General features: G+C 42.6%; 14 protein-coding genes. 11 read left to right on the top strand and 3 right to left on the bottom strand.

Features of this window, described 5'->3' with window-relative positions; translation table 11 throughout:
- Nucleotides 1-58: 58 nt before the first annotated feature.
- Nucleotides 59-205 carry a hypothetical protein gene (locus tag G6W41_RS09025; protein ID WP_194171301.1) on the top strand — a complete coding sequence of 49 codons (147 nt, stop codon included), beginning with the start codon at nt 59-61 and terminating at the stop codon, nt 203-205.
- A gap of 194 nt (nt 206-399) precedes the next feature.
- Here G6W41_RS09025 and G6W41_RS09020 read toward each other — a convergent pair whose 3' ends face one another.
- Both G6W41_RS09020 and G6W41_RS09015 read right to left on the bottom strand, forming a co-directional pair.
- A complete protein-coding gene (locus G6W41_RS09020; protein WP_194171300.1) occupies nt 400-1,557 on the bottom strand; it encodes a double-cubane-cluster-containing anaerobic reductase in 1,158 nt (385 codons plus the stop codon).
- A complete protein-coding gene (locus tag G6W41_RS09015) occupies nt 1,544-2,320 on the bottom strand; it encodes an acyl-CoA dehydratase activase (protein ID WP_194171299.1) in 777 nt (258 codons plus the stop codon). The genes G6W41_RS09020 and G6W41_RS09015 overlap by 14 nt, the downstream gene beginning before the upstream one ends.
- A 166-nt stretch (nt 2,321-2,486) precedes the next feature.
- Between G6W41_RS09015 and G6W41_RS09010 the strand changes: the two genes are divergently transcribed.
- Genes G6W41_RS09010 through G6W41_RS08990 form a run of 5 tightly spaced genes read left to right on the top strand, consistent with a single transcriptional unit; the run spans nt 2,487 to nt 5,513 of the window.
- The gene (locus G6W41_RS09010) at nt 2,487-3,155 is read left to right on the top strand and encodes a CsgG/HfaB family protein (protein ID WP_194171298.1); all 669 of its coding nucleotides are present in this window, start codon (nt 2,487-2,489) and stop codon (nt 3,153-3,155) included.
- Nucleotides 3,140-3,538 carry a DUF4810 domain-containing protein gene (locus G6W41_RS09005; protein WP_194171297.1) on the top strand — a complete coding sequence of 133 codons (399 nt, stop codon included), beginning with the start codon at nt 3,140-3,142 and terminating at the stop codon, nt 3,536-3,538. The genes G6W41_RS09010 and G6W41_RS09005 overlap by 16 nt, the downstream gene beginning before the upstream one ends.
- Nucleotides 3,528-4,205, top strand: a complete 678-nt coding sequence (locus G6W41_RS09000) for a DUF799 domain-containing protein (protein WP_194171296.1) — start codon at nt 3,528-3,530, stop codon at nt 4,203-4,205. The genes G6W41_RS09005 and G6W41_RS09000 overlap by 11 nt, the downstream gene beginning before the upstream one ends.
- Before the next feature lie 5 nt (nt 4,206-4,210).
- Nucleotides 4,211-5,113: a DMT family transporter gene (locus G6W41_RS08995; RefSeq protein WP_194171295.1), complete on the top strand. Its 903-nt coding sequence runs from the start codon at nt 4,211-4,213 to the stop codon at nt 5,111-5,113.
- Nucleotides 5,091-5,513, top strand: a complete 423-nt coding sequence (locus G6W41_RS08990) for a Sua5 YciO YrdC YwlC family protein (RefSeq protein ID WP_194171294.1) — start codon at nt 5,091-5,093, stop codon at nt 5,511-5,513. Before G6W41_RS08995 ends, G6W41_RS08990 begins: the two co-directional genes overlap by 23 nt.
- Nucleotides 5,514-6,403: 890 nt before the next feature.
- Here G6W41_RS08990 and typA read toward each other — a convergent pair.
- The gene (gene typA, locus G6W41_RS08985) at nt 6,404-8,206 is read right to left on the bottom strand and encodes a translational GTPase TypA (RefSeq protein ID WP_004317297.1); all 1,803 of its coding nucleotides are present in this window, start codon (nt 8,204-8,206) and stop codon (nt 6,404-6,406) included.
- A gap of 161 nt (nt 8,207-8,367) precedes the next feature.
- Here typA and G6W41_RS08980 point away from each other — a divergent pair, with 161 nt between their 5' ends.
- The 5 genes from G6W41_RS08980 to G6W41_RS08960 all read left to right on the top strand — a co-directional run bounded on the left by G6W41_RS08980 (nt 8,368) and on the right by G6W41_RS08960 (nt 15,289).
- Complete coding sequence (locus G6W41_RS08980) at nt 8,368-9,768, top strand: flagellar hook-length control protein FliK (RefSeq protein ID WP_194171293.1); 1,401 nt, start codon at nt 8,368-8,370, stop codon at nt 9,766-9,768.
- An 8-nt stretch (nt 9,769-9,776) separates the two neighbouring features.
- A complete protein-coding gene (locus G6W41_RS08975) occupies nt 9,777-10,484 on the top strand; it encodes a flagellar basal body rod modification protein (protein ID WP_004317379.1) in 708 nt (235 codons plus the stop codon).
- A gap of 5 nt (nt 10,485-10,489) precedes the next feature.
- On the top strand, nt 10,490-12,091 hold the full coding sequence (locus tag G6W41_RS08970; RefSeq protein ID WP_194171292.1) for a flagellar hook-basal body complex protein: 1,602 nt from the start codon (nt 10,490-10,492) through the stop codon (nt 12,089-12,091).
- A 166-nt stretch (nt 12,092-12,257) separates the two neighbouring features.
- A complete protein-coding gene (locus G6W41_RS08965) occupies nt 12,258-12,827 on the top strand; it encodes a hypothetical protein (RefSeq protein WP_194171291.1) in 570 nt (189 codons plus the stop codon).
- Nucleotides 12,828-12,847: 20 nt separating this feature from the next.
- Nucleotides 12,848-15,289, top strand: a complete 2,442-nt coding sequence (locus tag G6W41_RS08960; RefSeq protein ID WP_194171290.1) for a molybdopterin-dependent oxidoreductase — start codon at nt 12,848-12,850, stop codon at nt 15,287-15,289.
- Nucleotides 15,290-15,475 lie beyond the last annotated feature (186 nt).

Genomic DNA, 15,475 nt, shown 5'->3' with positions numbered 1-15,475 from the left:
CTGCACCTTTTTAAAATTTATTTTAAGTACGGGGGGGGGTAGTGCTCCTGCATGGAGTTTGTTTGGCGGCGACAGAGAAAAGACTAAAGAATATAACGATAAAATGAAAAATGGCGATGAAAAATGGAATTCTGTTCTTTATGATTATCAGCACATGAGATATATAAATAGCAATAACTCTGCATGGTGGCTTTTGCTCAATTAAATTATTTTAAATATGCAGGAGTTTTTCCTGCATATTTTTTAAAAATATCTATTTTTAAGTTGTAATTTTACTTTAGCTGACTTGTAAATTTCTCCATTTTCAAGTCAGCTATTTTAAATTTAAAGCTAAATTTAATCCCCCCCCTGCTTTTTAAATTTAGCGCTCGCCTCAAAAAGCCAGACACCAAATTTATCCTAAAGCATCTCTATAAACGCCTCGAGCCTTGTCTTGATCTGCCCAGCATCGCTTGTAGAAAAGTCCGTCTCAAGCGCCATATAAGGCGTATCTACGTCGTTGCACGCCCTTTTTATATTGGCAGTTTCTACGTTGTAGGTGTGACAGGCTTGCAGCACAACGTCGATCACGCCGTCCGCCTTGTACTCTTTTATCATCTCTTGTAGCACATTTTCTCTATCTTTATTTGGCGACATGATTGAGCAAGGTATCGCCATGTAGCGCTTTGCTATGGCGCTAATTGGATCATCGTTTTCATCGACAAGGTTGCTAAAATTTTTAGTTCCAGTGCAGTTTTCGTAAGCTACCACGACGCCGCCTGCCTCTTCTATGGCTGGCACGATCTTATCATAGACCCCGCCACTTGGACAGCCTGTGATGATGATGCGCTTAGCGTCCTTATGCACGGGTGAAATTTTATCTCTCACGCACTCTTTTAGCTTCTCAACGATGATCTCAAGGTCGCTTATCTGCTCCTTTTTATCAAATATAAAGCCATTTCCATATAGCAGTGCGTGCAGCTCTTTGCCGTTCATCGGTGGTGGCGTTAGTTTCATGAAATTTTGAATTTCTCCCATTAGCTCGCGCTCTTTGTTAAATAGCCTGATAGAATTTCTAAGCTCCTCATCGCTCACGCTCACGCCAAATTTAGCCTCCAAGCGCTCCTTTAGCTCCCTGACCTCATCTTGCCAAATCTCCAAGCTCTTTTGGCTCTTGAAATGCGGCAAATGCATGACATGCACATCTTTAAATTCGCCCATTAGCTCATACATCTTTTTCTTGCCGTCGCACGTCGTCTCGCCGATAACGATATCAGAGTTTCGCACAAATGGGCACTTGTTCGCTTTGGCAAAGCCATAGCTTGCCTTTATGAGCGGACAGAGGTTTTTAGGCAGGTACTTTTCGCCCTCAACGACCGCGTTATCGCCAGTCGCGCAGACACTCACACTATAAGCATTAGCTGCGTGGATGACCTCCCTTGGCGTATAGGTGCAAAAGATAGCAGCGATCTTTTGGCCGCTATTTTTGACTGCTTCAACATTTTGGGCTAAATTTTTCTTAGCGCCATCATAGGTAGCGAAAATTTCGCTCAAACTCATACTCTCATTTATCGCCATTTTCTCTCCTTAAATTTCTTATCCCTGCAAGGCTAGCGCCTATCGCACCGCAGTAGATTGCATCTTTGTGCGTGCTGACGCTAGCTTGCAAGCACACTTCTAAATTTTCTCTCACATACTCGCTCTTACTAAAGCCACCGCTTAAAAAATAGCTCGTATTTGCCTGTTTTTTGACCAAATTTGAAATTTTATTTATAGCTGAGACGATCACCGCTTTTGCGATATTTTCTCGTGAGATATTTTGAGCGATGAGGCTTATGATCTCAGACTCTGCAAAGACCGTGCACATCGAGCTTATGGCGATATCTTTGTCGCTATTTTTAGCAAGGCGTGTAAGCTCATCAAATCTAACTCCAAGGCGGTTTGACATCACTTCAAGAAATTTACCAGTGCCGGCTGAGCATTTATCATTCATCGTAAAGTCCGTCACCGAGCCATTTTCAAGCTTGATAGCCTTCGTATCTTGTCCGCCCACGTCGATAACGGTGCAGTCGCTTTTGCAAAAGTAGTGCGCCCCAAGCGCGTGACAGGTGATCTCAGTAAGCGTTTTATCAGCGTATGGCACCGAGACTCTACCATATCCTGTCGCTACAAAATAAAGCTCACCAAGGCCTAAAGCTAAAACTCGCTCTTTTATAAGCATGGCCGTATCTGCGCTGCTCCAGCCAGTCGGGAGCAAAAAGAGCTCCTTTATCTCGCCGCTAGCTTCCATGACTGCTACTTTTGCAGAAGTTGAGCCTATATCGATTCCGATTGAGTGCATTTTGTATCCAAAAAAAGGTCTTTCTAAAACTTAGAACTGGCGTGATTTTACTCCCTTTAAGACAAATTTGTCAATAAATAAGACTAAATTTACAGCTAGATTAATTTTAAAGCTATTTAAAAGGAATTTTAGTAATATATGAAGATTTTTATCATAAAGGATATATATGAAAAATGTTTTAAAATTTAGTGTAGCTATAGTGATCGCAGCGCTTTTTGCTGGATGTGCAAGCGAGAGCTCAAGAGTGGTTGAAACCCCAAAAGTAGCAAGCTACGGCTCAGTTTATAACGGCAAAAAAGTCTCAGTTTCTATTGGCCGATTTAATAACCAATCAGCCTATCAAAATGGCGTTTTTGGTGACGGCGAGGATAGACTTGGAAACCAAGCTCAAAGCATCTTGATCACAAATTTACAGCAAAGCGGTAGATTTTCTGTGCTTGATAGATCAAATATGAAGGTGATCAAGCAAGAGAGCGAACTAAACAAAGAGGCTCAAGATTTAAAAGGCTCAAGATATGTGATAACTGGCGATGTGACCGAATTTGGCCGCAAAACAACAGGCGATCACCAGCTATTTGGCATACTTGGCAGAGGCAAAAAGCAAACCGCCTACTCAAAGGTAAATTTAAACGTTGTCGATACCAAAACGGCTGAGGTCGTCTACTCAGTTAGCGGCGCTGGCGAATACACCCTTTCAAACAGAGAGATCATCGGCTTTGGCGGCTCAGCTGGATACGACTCTACACTAAATGGCAAGGTGCTAAGCCTAGCTATCATGGAGGCCGTAAATAACTTAGTAAATGGAATAGAGAGCGGAGCATGGCAAGTAAAATAAAACTTACCTGCCTTGCGCTTTTTGCGCTACTATTTGCAGGCTGCAATCAACCAGATACACCAAGGTCGCTTTACTACTGGGATGGCACGTATAATAATGCTTTATACACTTATCTAAATGAGGGCGGCGATACAAACGAGCAAATTTCGCACTTAGAAAATTTGGTCCAGACATCTATACAAAAGGGCTACAAGGTTGCCCCAGGGCTTTATGCACACCTTGGACTTTTATACCTAAATAATGGGAATTTAGGCGTTGCAAATGCAAATTTTGACAAAGAAGTGGAAAATTTTCCAGAGTCAAGAGAATTTATAAATTTCATCAAAGGCTCAAGAAATTTAGTTCAAACACCTAAAGTAGAGGAGTCCAAAGATGAAAAATAGCCTTAAATTTATAGCTGTGGCAATTTTGGCGATATTTTTTACTGGATGTTCCGTAAAAGAGCCTGAGCCATACGACTACTCAGCCTTTTTACAAAAAAAGCCACACTCCATCCTAGTGCTCATGCCAACAAACGATAGCACTGATGTGACAGGCTCAGCAGCAGTTTTGGCTAACGCAGTAGCTCCACTTAGTGAGGTTGGATACTATGTATTCCCAGTGGCTCTTGTAAATGATACATTTAAGCAAAATGGCATAACCGAGCCAAATGAGATCGCAGCAGTGCCACTAAATAAGCTTGATAAAATTTTCCACGCCGATAGCGTGCTTTACATAAACATAAAAGACTACGGCACGAGCTATGCTGTTATTTCAAGCTCTACAAAGGTCGTCCTTGAAGCAAAGTTAATCGACATAAAAAGCGGTGCTAAGCTCTGGGAAGGAACTGCAACAGCTATAGAAGATAGCAGTAGCGGTCAAAGTAGCCTGCTTGGCATGCTAGTCTCAGCCGTCATCTCACAGGTGGCAAATACCATCTCAGATAAATCATATGATCTAGCGGCAATGGCCGATGCCTATCTCTTTTCTAGCAACTGCCACAACTGTATACTTTATGGGCCGTATTCGCCTCACTACGGCAAAGACGCCCAGCTACATAAAGATAGATAAATTTAATGTCCAGCCATCAACTAGGAGTGCTTCTTACGCTAGTTGGTGGCGTGCTTTGGGGATTTAGCGGAGTTTGCGGGCAGTATCTCTTCTCACAAGGCATAAGCGCTGATTTTCTAGTGCCTTATAGGCTCTTGCTAGCTGGTGCTTTTATCGTGCTCTACTACGCTTTTAAGGCTCCAAAGGCCGTTTTTGCACCACTTACTGACGTAAAACTGATGGCTGAGCTTCTCACGTATGCCCTACTTGGACTTATGATGACGCAGTATGCCTACTTTTACTCTATCGAGCTCTCAAACGCCGCAGTTGCAACGGTCATTCAATACACCGCTCCAGTCCTCATCCTAGCCATCATCTGCCTAAAAGAGAGGCGAGCGCCAAGACCGCTTGAAATTTTGGCTCTATTTTGCGCGATGCTTGGCGTCTTTTTTCTTGCTACGCACGCGCAAATTTCAGCCCTTGTCATCTCGCCAAAAGCGCTATTTTGGTGCTTGGTAAGTGCTGTTTGCGTCTGCGTTTATAACCTCGCCCCCGCAAGGCTAAATGCCAAATACTCAGTCACGCTCACGCTTGGCTGGGGCATGGTGATAGGTGGCGTGGTGCTTTGCCTTTATATGAGAGTGTGGGAGTTTGCGAGGCTTAGTGGCACGGCGCAGTGGCTGGCATTTCTCGCCGTCATCACGCTTGGCACGATATTTGCATTTAGCTTTTATATGACTGGAGTCAAGCTCATAGGCGCCTCAAAGGCCAGCATGATAGCCTGCATAGAGCCACTAAGTGCCGCGTTTTTTGGCTACTTTTGGCTTGGGACAAAATTTGTCTTTTGGGACTTTTTAGGCTTTGCTCTCATCATATCATGCATATTTTTACTTTCAAAGAAGAGAGATGATATATCTAGCGCAAACTGACACGACAGCCGGCTTTTTAAGCAAAGACTACAAGGAGATAAACCACGCCAAAATGCGAAATGAAGGCAAACCTTGCCTTATCACGACGGCTAAATTTAGCGTTTTAAACGGGCTTGCTAGAGCGCCAAAAAAATATAAAAATTTCATCCGCCGATCGAGAAAGACGACATTTTTATATCCAAATTTAAAGGCGATTAGGGTCGTAAAAGGGTGCGAACACGAGAAATTCTTAAGTAAATTTGACTGGCTTTACTCAAGCAGCGCAAACAAAAATGGCATGAAATTTGACGAAACTTGGGCCAGAAGCGTGGCTGATGAAGTTGTTGATGAACTATTTTTTGAAGATACGCCATCAAAAATTTATAAAATTTCAAAGTCAAAACTAAAAAAGATCCGCTAGTTAAATTTGCGCCCTGCATTTTTTAAATTTAGGTAGCTTTGCTGTGGTTTGATATGATAAATTTGCTAAATTTCACAGCTTACAAGAGTGGTTTTAAAGCTAGTTTTTAGACAAGGTCTAAATTTAATCTACTAATTAGATAAATTTACAAATATCCAAACTAAATTTAGCCCTTCGCTTGCTATAAATCTCGCTTCAGACTACATTTTAAAATTTAAAGTCTGCCAGATGCTTTAGCCAAGCACTGGCTGATATAAATTTGCGTCAATATCTAAAGTTGCCCACTAAGACCAATTTAAGTCATTCAGGCTCCGCCAACTCGTATAAATTTACAAATTTAGAGCGAGAAAGGACTAAATTTCATTAAATTTAGCTCGTTTGTGCAGATAAAGTAGCCATTCGACGCAACGCCACTACAACCACGCAATAAAAATCAGTCAAGCCACAAATTTAAAATTTTAGCCACTATCAAAATTTGGATACAGAGATATTCAAATAAGTAAATTTAACAGCTCTCAAAACCAAAATTTAACCCTTTTGCAAATTCAAAAAAGCAAATTCAATCACCACAGCTAGTTGCGTTTTTCACAGGCAAAAATAGTCTTTGTAAAACACAAACTACTCTATAAATTTCTCGTGACAGCATCAGATCAGACAAATTTACTTATCAAGCATAAATTTACAAATTTGAAGCGCCAGAACTAAAAAAACAAAAAGTCGCCTTTATAAATTTATGGCAGTTAAAACCCAAATTTTACTAAATTTAGCCAGCACCATTTGGCACAAGCAGATAAATTTACAAACTAGATTATTAAATTTGCTTTTGGGATTAAATTTCACTTGCTAGCCCCTTTGGCTGGCACCAAAGGGATTTTGCTAGCAAATTTGGATTATAGTTTTGCTTTTCTTTTGCGCTCTGTTGGGTCTAGATAGCGCTTACGAACGCGGATATTTATAGGTGTAACCTCAACTAGCTCGTCATCTTCTATCCACTCTAGCGCGCGCTCAAGGCTTAGCTTTCTAGGTGGGACAAGCTTAATCGCATCGTCACTGCCGCTGGCACGCACGTTTGTTAGGTTTTTACCTTTGATAGGATTTACATCAAGGTCGTTTGGACGGCTGTGCTCGCCGATGATCATGCCCACATAGACCTTTGCTTGCGGATCAAGAAAGAGCACGCCACGATCTTGCAAGTTAAATAGCGAATAAGCAAGCGTTACGCCGTTTTCCATAGAAACTAGCGCGCCGTTTGTTCTGTGCTCGACGGTGCCGCTAAGTGGTCTAAACTCCAAAAAGCTGTGGTTCATAACGCCCTCGCCTTTTGTATCAGTCAAAAACTGGCTTCTAAAGCCGATAAGACCGCGCGCTGGGATCTCAAATTCGATCCTTGTTTGGCCATCACCTGTTGGGTTCATAGAGACCATTTCAGCTTTTCTTTTGCCTAGTTTTTCGATGACTGTGCCTGTCGTATCATCAGGCGCATCGATCACTAAAAGCTCGTATGGCTCGCATTTTACACCATTTATCTCTTTTACGATGACCTCAGGTCTGCCAAGTAAAAACTCATAGCCCTCACGGCGCATATTTTCAGCCAAGATAGTGATCTGAAGCTCGCCACGACCGCTTACTTTAAATTTGCCCTCGCCGATATTTTCATACTTCATCGCGATATTTGTCTTCATCTCATTTGCAAGGCGCTCATCGATCTTGTTTGATGTGACGTGTTTGCCCTCAGTGCCTGCTAGTGGGCCGTCATTTACAGAAAATACAACGCTAAGTGTCGGCTCTTCAATATGGAGCGGATCAAGCGGATGTGGGTTGTTTGGATCAACGACGCTATCGCCAACGTCAAGCGCGTCAAAGCCAGCGATCGCTACGATGTCACCAGTGCCAGCCTCGTTTATATCGATCCTATCAAGTCCCATAAAGCCGATAAGTTTTGAAATTCTACCAGTTGTCTTTGTGCCATCAGCCTTTGCAAGCATGACGTTTTGGTTTTTAGCTATCTTGCCGTTAAAAATCCTCGCGATGCCGATCTTGCCGACGTAGTTGTCATAATCAAGCGTGAAAACTTGAAGCTGAAGTGGGTTCTCGTCGCTGCCGCTTGGAGCTGGTACGTGAGCTAAGATAGTCTCGAAAAGTGGCTGCATATCTTTGTTTTCATCGCTTAGTTTTAGCTTTGCATAGCCATTTTTAGCAGCTGCATAAACGACTGGGAATTCTAACTGCTCGTCATTTGCATCAAGCGCGACAAAAAGATCAAAAATTTCATTTATAACGCGGTCTGGATCGCCTGCAGGCTTATCTATCTTATTTACGACGACGATTGGGCGAAGTCCTAGTGAGAGCGCCTTTTTGACGACAAATTTAGTTTGTGGCATAACGCCCTCTTGTGCATCAACAAGTAGTAAAACGCCATCAACCATCTTAAGAACACGCTCTACCTCGCCACCAAAGTCGGCGTGGCCTGGGGTGTCGATGATGTTGATCTTTGTATCTTTGTAGCGAATGGCGGTGTTTTTAGAAAGGATCGTGATGCCACGCTCTCTTTCGATGTCGTTGCTATCCATTACACGCTCGCCAAGGTTTTGATGCTCGTTAAATGTTCCTGACTGCTTCAAAAGCTCATCAACCATTGTTGTTTTACCGTGGTCGACGTGCGCGATAACGGCTATATTTCGTATCTTTTCCAAATGTTTCTCCGTTTATTAGTTTGATATTTTTCGCTTTATCAGTTTTAAAATAGGGGCAGATTATAGCCAAATTTTTATAAATTTTAAGCTGATATCAAGAAATTAATTTTTGGAATAGATTTTGCATGTAAGCGTTAAGTTTTTAAATTTAAAGGGATTAAATGCAAGCTTACACAGCGAAAAACAACGTAGATTTGCTAGCTCCTGCAGCTACTAAAAAGCCTGCAGCTGCGAAGAAGTCTCAAAACAACGGCGAGTTTTTGTCGATGGTTTTGGATGCGGCTGCGAGCAAGGCAAATAGCGGTCAAAAGATCACCGAAAAGGATGTCAAAGAGATAGTAAAAACTGTTGATATCCAAAAAGAGACGATAGAAAAGGCGCAAAACGAAAGCGTGGCAAAAATTTCGGCCGCACTTGAAGAAAATTTGGACGAAGATACAAAAAATGAGCTCTATGAAAATGCAAATTTCATGCAGCTTTTGCAAGTTTTAGAAATTCTAAATGGCAATGAAAAAGTAAGCAAATTTCCAAATTTCAGCGACAAAATAGCAAATTTCTTAAGTGTGCCCCAAAACGTCGAAGAGCTTAGCAATGTTAAGAGCGTTAGCGATCTTATCGACCTTGCTAAGAAATTTGACCTTGGCCTTGAAAATATAGAAATTTCAAATGAAGATGTGCCAAAACTAAACGATATGTTTAAAAATTTGGGCAAGCAGGAATTTTTCACGCCGATAAAGACTGAGGAGAAGCCTTTTTACCTAAAAGAGTTAAAAAACGAGGTCGAGCAAACTATCATCAAAAACGAGCCAAAAGAGGTTGTAAAGCTTGATACATTGCTAAAAGAGGTAGTGGCAAATCCAACAAATGAAGTTAAAAATTTAGTCAAAGAAGAGCCTAAAAAGCTAGATGATAGTGAAGTAAAGCTTGATGATGAGATAGTGGATATTGAGCCAGATGAGCAGCCAAAAGAGCCAAAAGTAAAGGTAAATTTACACGAGCAAAAGGCGCAAAAAGCCCCAACTCTTGAGTCGCTACTCTTTCCAGAAAGAGAGCAGATGAGCGAGGCTGAGCCAAGCGAGGAGACCTTTAGCAGCGATAACAAATCAGAGCTAAATCAAATGGTAAAAGATATCGCAAACAGCGCTAAACACCAGCTTCAAACAAAGGCAGAGATAAAAGAGACGCTTAGCAACTTCTCTTCTACGCTAAAAGAGCAGGTGCAAAACTACAAAGCGCCGATCACTCGCTTTAACATCACGCTTAACCCGCTAAATTTAGGCGAGGTCGAGATCACGATGGTAAATCGCGGCAATAATTTGCATGTAAATTTTAGCTCAACAACAGCTACGATGAACCTCTTTTTACAAAACCAAGCTGAGTTTAAAAACAGCCTTGTAAATATGGGATTTACCGAGCTTGAGATGAATTTCTCAGACCAAAACCAAAGACAAGAAAAAAGAGAACAAGCAAAGAACAAATATAGCTCAAATCAAAGCGACGAGAGCGAAAACGCTCAAGCGGAACAAAGCTTGCTTGAGCTAGTAATACCAAGATATATTTAGGAGAGATTATGGCTTCAGTTTCAGATATAACTACACAAACAACACAGCAAAAAAATGCCGAGAAAAAGGCAAAAGCAAGACAAGACGCTGCAGCTAGCACAGGAACTAATCCAAATGGACAGCTAGATAAAGATGCATTTATGAAGCTACTTTTAACCGAGCTTCAGTACCAAGACCCAACAAGTCCTATGGATACTGAAAAGATGCTAACGCAAACTAGCCAGCTAGCATCAGTCGAGATGCAAGAAAATACAAACAAAGCGATGAAAGAGCTAGTAAGTCAGCTAAAGTCAAACGCAAATGCCTACGCTATCTCAGCCCTTGGTAAGATGGTCTCAACTGGCTCAAATGCAGTCACACTAACAGATGAGAAAAAAGATGCAAAATTTGCGCTTTACTTTAAAACAGATCTTGCAAATGGCAAAATCGAGGTCAAAAACGCAAATGGTCAAGTCGTAAGAACAACCGATCTAAATGAGACAAATGCAGGCGTTCATAACCTAGCTTGGGACGGCAAAGACGCGTCTGGCAACCAAGTGCCAAATGGCTCATACACCATTTCAGCGACTTACACTGGCAAAGATGGCAAAGAGTATAAAACACAAGTAGGCAACTACCCAGTCGAGGCGGTGAAATTTGTAGATGGCAAGGCTATGATGAAGGTAGCTGGCGAATACGTTTCAATGGATAAAGTATCTGAATACTACGAGGGCTAAAAGCCATGATGAGAGGTTTTTACAACGGGGTTAGCGGCATCAAGACGCAAAGCTTTGGCATGGATGTTTGGTCAAACAACATCTCAAACATAAACAATATCGGTTTCAAAGCTTCAATCCCTGAGTTTAAAAATTTAATAAACCAAAATCTAGTCTCAGCAGGAAGTGGCCCAACTAGCGATCAAGTAGGACTTGGAGCTACTAAGCAAACGACTGCACTTGACATGTCAAATGGTAGCTTTCAAAGCACCGATAACAACTTTGACCTTGCCATAGGCGGAGATGGCTTTTTTGGCGTTGTCGATAAAACAGGTAAAAACTACTACACAAGAACAGGCACTTTTGACATAGATGCGGCTGGAAATTTAGTAGATACTAGGGGAAATTTACTCCTTGGTACGCTTGCAAATTTCACTCCGACCACGCCAAGTGTAACCGCTCTTAAAAAATATGGTCAAACCTCAAGCGCCCCACAAGCTTACACGGTCTCGCAAGAGGAGCTAAGTCTGGGCGATCCTGGCTCGCAAAAGGGCATAACACTACCTCATTTTTTATTTATGCCAGCTGAGGCTACTACAAACATCAGCCTAAAAGGCAACCTAAACTCAACCCGAATAACAGACAAAAAAACGACAGCCCTTGATGCTAGCCAATACGCCTACACGCTTGATAATACAAACAAGACGATCTCGCTAAACGGACAGATCCCGCTAAGCACCACATCTCTTGGCGCAAAAGCTGGCGACAGCGTGGTCGTAAAAGTAAAAGATGGCGATGGTAAATTTAGCGAGTTTTCAACCACGCTTGAGGGTGACGGCACTTGGCAGATAAACGACAAGAGCCTTAAATTTATGGATTTTGCAAATTTAGAGGTAAATGCTGAAGTCACCTCGCTCGTTGAAGTGCCAAACAAAGAGAAACTAACCTCTGATATCTACAACGCAGACGGCACAAAGAGCTTGGTCACTATAAATTTAACCAAGCAGATCCCACAAGCTGGCGACCAAACTATCTGGGACGCGGTGGCAACGATAACTGATGCTAGCGGAGCCGTGCAAAACACAGCGATGGGCTCACTTACATTTAATGGCAGTGGTAGGCTTGTCGCAAATACACTAACAAGCGTTGGCGGCGTAAATTTAAACTTCGAGGGCGACGGCGATGCGGACGTTTATAACGGCATGACAAGCTCAGCAAACGCTAGAAAAGACTTCAACATAAAAAGAGATGGCTACGCTGAGGGGCTTTTATCAAAATATAGCGTCGATGACCGCGGCAACATCATGGCAAATTTCGACAACACTCGAGCATTCCCCGTGGCAAAAGTGGCGCTTTATCACTTTATAAACGACCAAGGCGTGGCAAAGGTTGGCGACAATCTTTATGAAGCCACAGCCAACTCTGGCGAGCCATTTTTTTACAAAAACAAGTCTGGCGAGACTATTTACGGAGCGCAAATTTTAGCAAACAAGCTTGAGATGAGTAACGTCGATCTTGGTCAAGCACTAAGCGAGGTGATCGTCACGCAAAAGGCCTACGAAGCGAGCGCAAAAAGCATCACGACAAGCGATGAGATGATACAAACTGCTATCCAGATGAAGAAATAATCCTTAAAGTAAATTTGGGCGAGCAATCGCCCTATTTTTATAACTTTAAATTTACTTTACCCCTTTCAAATCCCCTAAAATACTCACTTTTCTCTAAATATAGCAATATAATTTTAAGCGTGCTGGTTATAAAATTCATTTAATTTCTTTTTTTAAGGATTGTTAAATGAAAATGCTATTTTTAGCCCCAGTGCTAGCTTGTAGTCTTGCCTTTGGTGCTGATGTGATCGCAAAAGATGCAAACATAACACTTGATGGCAAGATGATCGGTAAGATCGAGGTTTTAACGCCAGTTGAAGTCATAGAAAAAGGCGATAAAACGAGCAAGATCAAGGTTAGTGGCGTAGTGTCGGCAAACTACTTGGCTCAGCTTCAAAGAAGCGTAGAAGATCCTGAAGTCTTTGTAGCTTTTGATAACGAGAGCGAGGCAAATTTCAAAAAAGTAAAAGATCTTGAAGATGACTACGGCGAGGTTTGGTACCAAGCTGATGGCGTTTATGAAGTGCCAAATGACGCGCTTAGTGGCAACCAAAAAGAGCTTTATGCAAAGGCAAAGAAAATTTACGAAGAGACCTGCTCAGCATGTCACAGACTGCATGAGCCAAACAGCTTTACAGCTGCTCAGTGGCCAGCAAATTTATCTGGTATGGTCGATGCGAAATTTGTTGCACTTGATGAAACTGATCTAAATTTAGTGCTTAAATACCTACAACACAATGCCAAAAAAGTAAAATAAATTTTCATAAGGGAGAAAATATGAAAAGGCGAGATTTTATAAAATTTTCTGCACTTGCTGCCACAGCGGCGCAGGCAAACAAGATAGAGGGCGTGACAAAGACCATCTTTGATCAAAGCAAGACCTTTGGCGCAAATAGATTTGGTCTATTTTGGGCAAATACCAACTCAAACCAAATCGTCTCCGTCGATCCATTTGAGGGCGATAAATTTCCAAATACCATGAACAACAGCTTGCCAGACCTCATCCAAAACGAGAGCCGCGTGCTCTATCCATACGTAAGAAAGAGCTATTTAAAAGCAAAAGGCGCAGCAAAGAGCGAGCTTCGTGGCAAAGAGGAATTTGTGCGCGTTAGCTGGGATACTGCCCTTGATCTAGCAGCAAAAGCCTTAAAAGAAAATTTCGACAAATATGGCCCTGAGAGCATCTACGGCGAATGCTACTGGTGGGGCGGTAGCGGCAAGATCAGCTGGGGCAGGACTGTTGGTCACAGGATGCTAAAAGTGCTTGGCGGATACGTAGAAGAGAGTGGCGACTACTCAACGGGTGCTGGCCTTGTCATCATGCCTCACGTTTTAGGCAACAGCGCCGTTTATGATGCTCCGACAAAGTGGGAGGCTATCGCTAAAAACGCCAAAAACGTTGTATTTTGGGGCACTGACCCGCTTGTAACTGGTCAAATTTCATGGCAACCGCCAACACACGATGGCTATCTTGGCATCAAAAAGATAAAAGAGGCAGGCATAAAAACTTATAGCGTTTGCGTCTTTAAAAACGACACCACAAGATACCTTGGCTCTGAAGCCATCATCGTTCGTCCAAATACCGACGTAGCAATGATGCTTGGCATGTGCCACTATCTATATGAAAACAAGCTTTATGACGAAGAATTTATCAAAAAATACACAGTTGGCTTTAATAAATTTAAAGACTACCTGCTTGGCACAACCGACAAAGTGGTCAAAGATATCAACTGGGCGAGCAAAATTTGTGGTGTAAAAGCCGAGGATATCGCTAAATTTGCAACAGCACTTGCAAAAGAGCCAAGCGTCATCATCGCAGGCAGGTCACTTCAAAGACAAGATCACGGCGAGATGGGCTTTTGGGGCATCGTAACACTTAGCGCGATGCTAGGTCAGATAGGCAAAGAGGGTCTTGGGTTTGAATTTAACCTCAACTACTCAAATGGCGCTACAGACAAGATCGCTCCGTCGCTAAAAGGCATAAGCACCAGCATCAGCGAAAAATATGACAACGTAGATGGCGCTCCTTGGAAGAAATTTAAAAACGTCACCATCCCATCGTCAAGATCGATCGAGGCTTTGCAAAACCCTGGCAAAGAGATAGACTATGACGGCTCAAAGATCAAGCTACCACACATGAGAGTGGCTTACATGGCGTCTGGATCGATGTTTACAAGGCATCAGGATGTAAATAACGCCGTAAAAGCGTGGCGTAAATTTGACACCGTAATAACCGCTGAGCCATTTTGGACAAGCACAGCAAAACTAAGCGACATCGTCTTACCAGTAGCCCTTGAAGTCGAGAGAAACGACATCAACCAAAGCGTGCCTACAAACGAATACATCGTAGCTTACAAGCCTGTCGTAGAGCCTATGGGCGAGAGCAGGAGCGATTACTGGATCTGCTCACAAATCTGCAAACGCTGGGGCAGAGAAGAGGTCTTTACAGAGGGCAAAGATGAGCTTGGCTGGGCAAAAGAATTTTACGCAGACGCAGCCGAGCAAGCTAAGGGCATAAATGTCAAGATGCCAAGCTTTGATGAGTTTTGGAAAGAGGGATATGTTAGATTTGAGCAAGATGACGAAGCGAGCAGATACTACACAAGGCTTAGCGCTTTTAGAGAAAATCCTCACAAAAACCGCCTAGGCACGCCATCTGGCAAGATAGAGCTCTACTCTCCAACTATCGCTAAATTTGGCTACAAAGACTTTGCGCCGCACGTTGCTTGGATCGAGCCGTTTGAGTGGCTTGGCAGCGAAAAAGCCAAAAAGTATCCATTTAGCGTCACGACTCCGCACTCAAGATATCGCCTCCACTCACAGCTAAATAACTCAATAATCAGAAACTACGCTGAAGTATGCGCAAGAGAGCCAATGCTAATAAACGTAAATGACGCCAAAGCAAAAGGCATCGCAACTGGCGACGTGGTGAGAGTATTTAACGATAGGGGTGAAATTTTGGTTGGTGCGCTAGTCACTGACATCATCCCAGAGCACGTCATCGCCATCTGCGAGGGTGCATGGTACGATCCTGAAGTGCTAGGCGAAAAGAGCCTTTGCAAGCATGGCTGCGTCAATGTCCTAACTTGCGATAAAGGCACATCTAGCATCGCTCAAAGCAACTGCGGACACACGATCCTTGTAAATTTAGAAAAATACAAAGGCGAGATCAAGCCGATCACTGCATTTTCTAAACCAAAAATTTTGCAATCTTTGTAGAATTTATATAAATTTAGCCCTCACTTGGGGGCTAAATTTTAAAATGGCTTAATGTCTTCTAACTATCTCCACCTCATTTATATCTTCAAATTTGATCTTAGTTTTTACGATCATGAGGGTTTTATCTTTGAAATTTACATCCGAGACTAGGCCGCCAGATCTTACGTAAGTAAAGCCGTCGTGGTA

Origin of the sequence: Campylobacter concisus, from assembly GCF_015230035.1 — a bacterium.
Classification (GTDB): domain Bacteria; phylum Campylobacterota; class Campylobacteria; order Campylobacterales; family Campylobacteraceae; genus Campylobacter_A; species Campylobacter_A concisus_BK.
The sequence above is the reverse complement of the archived record's forward strand: the minus strand, read 5'-3'. Positions and strand labels throughout refer to the sequence as shown.

What these genes read in the sequence shown, in the direction of transcription:
- G6W41_RS09020 (WP_194171300.1), bottom strand. Translation starts at nt 1,557, where the DNA reads ATGGCGATAAATGAGAGTATGAGTTTGAGCGAAATTTTCGCTACCTAT.
- G6W41_RS09015 (WP_194171299.1), bottom strand. Translation starts at nt 2,320, where the DNA reads ATGCACTCAATCGGAATCGATATAGGCTCAACTTCTGCAAAAGTAGCA.
- G6W41_RS09010 (WP_194171298.1), top strand. Translation starts at nt 2,487, where the DNA reads ATGAAAAATGTTTTAAAATTTAGTGTAGCTATAGTGATCGCAGCGCTT.
- G6W41_RS09005 (WP_194171297.1), top strand. Translation starts at nt 3,140, where the DNA reads ATGGCAAGTAAAATAAAACTTACCTGCCTTGCGCTTTTTGCGCTACTA.
- G6W41_RS09000 (WP_194171296.1), top strand. Translation starts at nt 3,528, where the DNA reads ATGAAAAATAGCCTTAAATTTATAGCTGTGGCAATTTTGGCGATATTT.
- G6W41_RS08995 (WP_194171295.1), top strand. Translation starts at nt 4,211, where the DNA reads ATGTCCAGCCATCAACTAGGAGTGCTTCTTACGCTAGTTGGTGGCGTG.
- G6W41_RS08990 (WP_194171294.1), top strand. Translation starts at nt 5,091, where the DNA reads ATGATATATCTAGCGCAAACTGACACGACAGCCGGCTTTTTAAGCAAA.
- G6W41_RS08980 (WP_194171293.1), top strand. Translation starts at nt 8,368, where the DNA reads ATGCAAGCTTACACAGCGAAAAACAACGTAGATTTGCTAGCTCCTGCA.
- G6W41_RS08975 (WP_004317379.1), top strand. Translation starts at nt 9,777, where the DNA reads ATGGCTTCAGTTTCAGATATAACTACACAAACAACACAGCAAAAAAAT.
- G6W41_RS08970 (WP_194171292.1), top strand. Translation starts at nt 10,490, where the DNA reads ATGATGAGAGGTTTTTACAACGGGGTTAGCGGCATCAAGACGCAAAGC.
- G6W41_RS08965 (WP_194171291.1), top strand. Translation starts at nt 12,258, where the DNA reads ATGAAAATGCTATTTTTAGCCCCAGTGCTAGCTTGTAGTCTTGCCTTT.
- G6W41_RS08960 (WP_194171290.1), top strand. Translation starts at nt 12,848, where the DNA reads ATGAAAAGGCGAGATTTTATAAAATTTTCTGCACTTGCTGCCACAGCG.